Raw genomic sequence first — 4,792 nt, forward strand, 5'->3', positions numbered from 1 at the left:
TGAACACTCTGGTGTTGCGGACGGATACGAGTGGGGATCCGGATTTCCTGGAGTTGCTGGGGCGGGTGCGGGAGACCGCGCTGTCGGCGTATGCGCATCAGGACGTGCCGTTCGAGCGTTTGGTGGATGTTCTCAATCCGCATCGTTCGCTGGCGCATCATCCGTTGTTCCAGATCATGCTGGTCTTGCAGAACAATGCCGAGGCGGAACTCGACCTGCCCGGCATCCACACCACCCGCGAACAGTTCGACATCACCCACTCGCGCTTCGACCTCACCTTCAGCCTGCGCGAGGAACGCGACCCTGACGGCACCCCGCAGGGTCTCACCGGATGGCTCACCTACGACACCGACCTTTACGACGAGGACACCGTCACCACGCTCGTCCAGCGCTGGATCCGGTTCCTCGACCTCGCCACCGCCGACCCGGCCCGCCGGATCGGCGCGATCGACCTGCTGGACGACGCCGAGAAGCACCGGTTGCTCGTCACATGGAACGACACCGCCGCCAAGGACCCGGCAGCCGCTCCGGTGCCGGTGCTGTTCGAGCGTCAGGCGGCCCGGACCCCGGACGCCGAGGCGGTGGTGTCCGCGGGCGTGTCGCTCACCTATGCCGAACTCAACGCCCGCGCGAACCGGTTGGCACGGCACCTGATCACCCTGGGCGCCGGTCCCGAGCGTTTCGTGGCCCTCGCGATGCCACGTTCGGCCGACATGGTCGTCGCCCTCCTGGCCGTGCTCAAGACAGGCGCCGGGTACCTGCCGGTGGACCCCGACTACCCGGCCGAGCGGATCCGGTTCATGCTCGGCGACACCGCCCCGGTCTGCCTGGTCACCACCACGGACGTCCACGCGACGCTGCCCGCGCCCCGACAGCCCGTCCTGCTCCTGGACGACACCGTGACAGCCGCGGCGGTCCGGTCGTACCCGGACGGGAACATCACCGACCGCGAGCGGAACGCGGCGCTCACCCCCGAGGTTCCGGCCTACGTCATCTACACCTCGGGCACCACGGGACGCCCCAAGGGCGTCGTCGTCGAGCACCGCTCGCTGACCAACTACGTGCTCCGCTGCCCCCGCGCCTACCCCGGGCTCGCGGGCACCACCCTGGTCCACGCCTCCCTCGCCTTCGACGCGATCGTGACCAGCCTCTACGGCGCGCTGGTCCACGGCGGCCGTCTCCATGTCGCCGCGTTCGACGACACGCTTCCCGAGCGGATGCGGAGCGAGGGGCTGTCCTACGACTTCCTGAAGATGACACCGGCGCACCTCTCCTTCGCCCTGAGCGAGCTGCCGGACGATTTCGGGCCCACGAATCAGCTCATGGTCGGCGGCGCCGCCGTCGTCGGCCACGAGCTGCGGCGCTGGCGCGACCGCCACCCGGGCGTCTCGATCGTCAACCACTACGGCCCGACCGAGGTGACGGTCGGGTGCACCGACTACATCGTCCCGCCGGACGCGGACCTGACATCGGGGCCGGTGCCCATCGGAAGGCCGATGACCAACCTGCGGGCGTACGTGCTCGACGACCGGCTGTCTCCGGTGCCACCGGGTGTGCCGGGCGAGCTGTACATGGCCGGTGCCGGTGTCGCCCGGGGCTACCTGGGACGCTCCGCGCTCACCGCGGAGCGGTTCGTGGCCTGCCCATTCGGTCCCGCCGGTGCCCGTATGTACCGGACCGGGGACCTCGCGCGGTGGCGCGCCGACGGGAACCTGGAGTATCTCGGGCGGACCGACGATCAGGTGAAGATCCGCGGGTTCCGGATCGAGCCCGGCGAGGCCGAGGCCGTGCTCTCCGACCACGAAACGGTCGCCCAGGCGGTCGTGATCGTCCGCGAGGACCGGCCGGGCGACGCCCGCCTGGTGGCGTACGTCGTCCCGGCCGCCGAGAGCGCCGACGGCGTCGCGTTGCGGGACCACCTGCGGGAGCGGCTGCCGGACTACCTCGTCCCGGCGGCGGTGCTGTTCCTGGACGAGATCCCGCTGACCCCCCACGGCAAGCTCGACCGGTCGGCGCTGCCCGTGCCGGACTTCGCCCCTGGCGACGGCGCGCCGCGGACGCCACGGGAAGAAGTGCTGTGCGGTCTGTTCGCCGACGTGCTCGGCCTGCCCGGGGTCGGGGTGCACGACAACTTCTTCGACCTGGGCGGCCACTCCCTGCTGGCGACCCGCCTCGTCTCCCGCATCCGCACCACGCTCGGCGTCGAACTGTCCGTACGGGCCGTGTTCGAGGCGCCGAGTGTCGACAGGCTGGCCCGGCGGGTACGGCAGGCTTCCGGCGAGACGCGTCCCGCCCTGCGGCCGTCGGGGCCGTCCGAGCGGGCGCCGTTGTCGTTCGCCCCGCAACGGTTGTGGTTCCTGCACCAGTTGGAAGGCGCGAACCCGACGTACAACGTGCCCATCGTGCTGCGACTCGCCGGTGAGCTTGACGTGGACACGCTGCGGGCCGCGCTGGCCGACATCGTGGGCAGGCACGAGACCCTCCGTACGGTCTACACCGAGATCGACGGCACGCCGGAACAGACGATCCTGCCGCCGGACGTGGCCGTCGCGCTGCCGGTGACCGAGCTGGAGTCCACCGAGGTGCGGGCGGCCGTCGAGCGGGCAGCCGCGTACGCCTTCGACCTGGCCGGTGAGATCCCGCTGCGCGCCTCGCTGTTCCGGATCACCGACACCGGCGAGTGGGTGCTCGCCCTCGTGGCGCACCACATCGCCACGGACGGCTCGTCCATGGCACCGCTGCTTCGGGACCTGTCCCACGCCTATGCCGCGCGCGTCGCGGGCGACCGGCCGTCCTGGGCGCCACTGCCGGTCCGGTACGCGGACTACGCGCTGTGGCAGCGGGACCTCCTCGGCTCGCTGGACGACCCGGACAGCACCATCGCCGGTCAGGTCGCCTACTGGGCACGGGAGTTGGAGGATCTGCCGGAGCAGGTCAGCCTGCGCGGGGACCGGCCACGCCCCGCCGTGGCATCCCATCGCGGAGCCGTTGCCGAGACCGAGATCCCGGCCGAGGTGCACGCCCGGGTACTGAGCCTCGCCCGGACGGCGGGAGCCAGCGCGTTCATGGTGCTCCAGGCCGCGCTGGCGGGACTGCTGACAAAGCTGGGCGCGGGCACGGACATCCCCGTCGGGTCGCCCGTGGCCGGCCGCACCGACGAGGCCCTCGACGAACTCGTCGGGTTCTTCGTCAACACCCTGGTCCTGCGCACGGACACCTCCGGCGACCCCACGTTCGAGGAGCTTCTCGCGCGGGTGCGCGCGACCGCGCTGTCCGCCTACGCGAACCAGGACGTGCCGTTCGAGCGGCTGGTGGACATGGTCAGCCCCACCCGGTCCCTGTCGCACCACCCCCTGTTCCAGATCATGCTGGTGCTCCAGAACACCACCGAGGCGACCGTCGAGCTGCCCGGGATGACGGTGTCCCGCGAGCCGGTCGCCGGCCTCGGTTCCCGGTTCGACCTGACGTTCGGCCTGCGGGAGATCCACGGCGCGGACGGCGGCCCCCAAGGCATCAAGGTGCAACTGGAGTACAGCACCGACCTCTACGACCCGGACACCGCCGCCGCCCTGCTGTCCCGCTGGATACGCCTGATCGACGCCGTCCCCGCCGACCCGGGACGCCGGCTGAGCGCCGTGGACCTGCTCGTCGCGGCCGAACGCCGCCGACTGCTGACCGAGTGGAACGACACCGCCCGGCCCCTGCCCTCCCAGCCGCTGCCCGCGCTGTTCGAGCAGCAGGTCGCCCGCACGCCCGCCGCGCTCGCGGTGACCTTCGGCGACGACTCCCTGACCTATGCCGAGCTGAACGCCAGGGCCAATCGTCTCGCCCGGCATCTGATCCGCCTCGGCGCCGGTCCCGAGCGGATCGTGGCACTGGCCGTGCCCCGCTCGCTCGACATGGTGGTGGCGCTGCTGGCCGTCCTCAAGTCCGGCGCGGCCTACCTCCCGGTCGACGCCACATATCCGGCGGAGCGCGTCCAGTTCCTGCTGGACGACACCCGGCCCCTCTGCCTGATCACCACCACCGGCACGCTCACGGGCGGGACACCGGTGCCGACGCTGGCGCTCGACGATCCCGAACTGGCACGGGCGCTCGACACGTACGCCGACCACGACGTCACCGACGCCGACCGTCACGCCCCGCTGGCGCCCGCGCACCCCGCCTACGTCATCCACACCTCCGGAACCACCGGCAGGCCGAAGGCCATCGTCATGCCGCACGGCGCGCTGGCCAACCTGATCACGGCCACCCACACCGGGCCGGGCTCGGCCCGCACGGCGCAGTTCACGTCGCTGAGCTTCGACGTCTCGGCCCAGGAGATCCTCTCCGCCCTGCTGACCGGCCGGGCCCTGTGCGTACCGGACGAGGAGACCCGGCGGGACATGACCGCGTTCGCCGCGTGGCTGCGGGCGAACGACGTGGAGGAGCTCTACGCCACCACCATGGTCATCGACGCGCTGTGCGAAGCCGTCGAGCGGGACGACCTGACGCTGCCCGCCTGCGCCACATCGCGCAGGCGGGGGAGGCGCTGGGCGTCGGCACCCGGCTGCGCGCCTCCCCCCGCACGGGGGGCGTGCGCCTGACCACCCACTCCGGACCCGCCGAGACGCACGTCGCCACGGTGTTCGCGCTGCCCGACGACGTGTCGGACTGGCCCGAACGCCCCCCGATCGGGGGGCCGATCGCGAACATGCGGGCCTGGCTCTTATACACATCCGACGCTGCCGACGAAGAGGATAGTGTAGATCTAGGTGGGCGACGCACGCCTAAAGAGCACAGCGAGTCGTAG

1 protein-coding gene is annotated in these 4,792 nt (G+C 71.5%); it reads left to right on the forward strand.

The genetic code is table 11. The features are described 5' to 3' along the window. Positions 1-14: 14 nt before the first annotated feature. Complete coding sequence (locus BN2279_RS07330) at positions 15-4,586, forward strand: non-ribosomal peptide synthetase (RefSeq protein ID WP_234347562.1); 4,572 nt, start codon at positions 15-17, stop codon at positions 4,584-4,586. The last annotated feature ends 206 nt before the right edge of the window (positions 4,587-4,792 follow it).

This window comes from Streptomyces specialis, assembly GCF_001493375.1.
Lineage (GTDB): Bacteria > Actinomycetota > Actinomycetes > Streptomycetales > Streptomycetaceae > Streptomyces > Streptomyces specialis.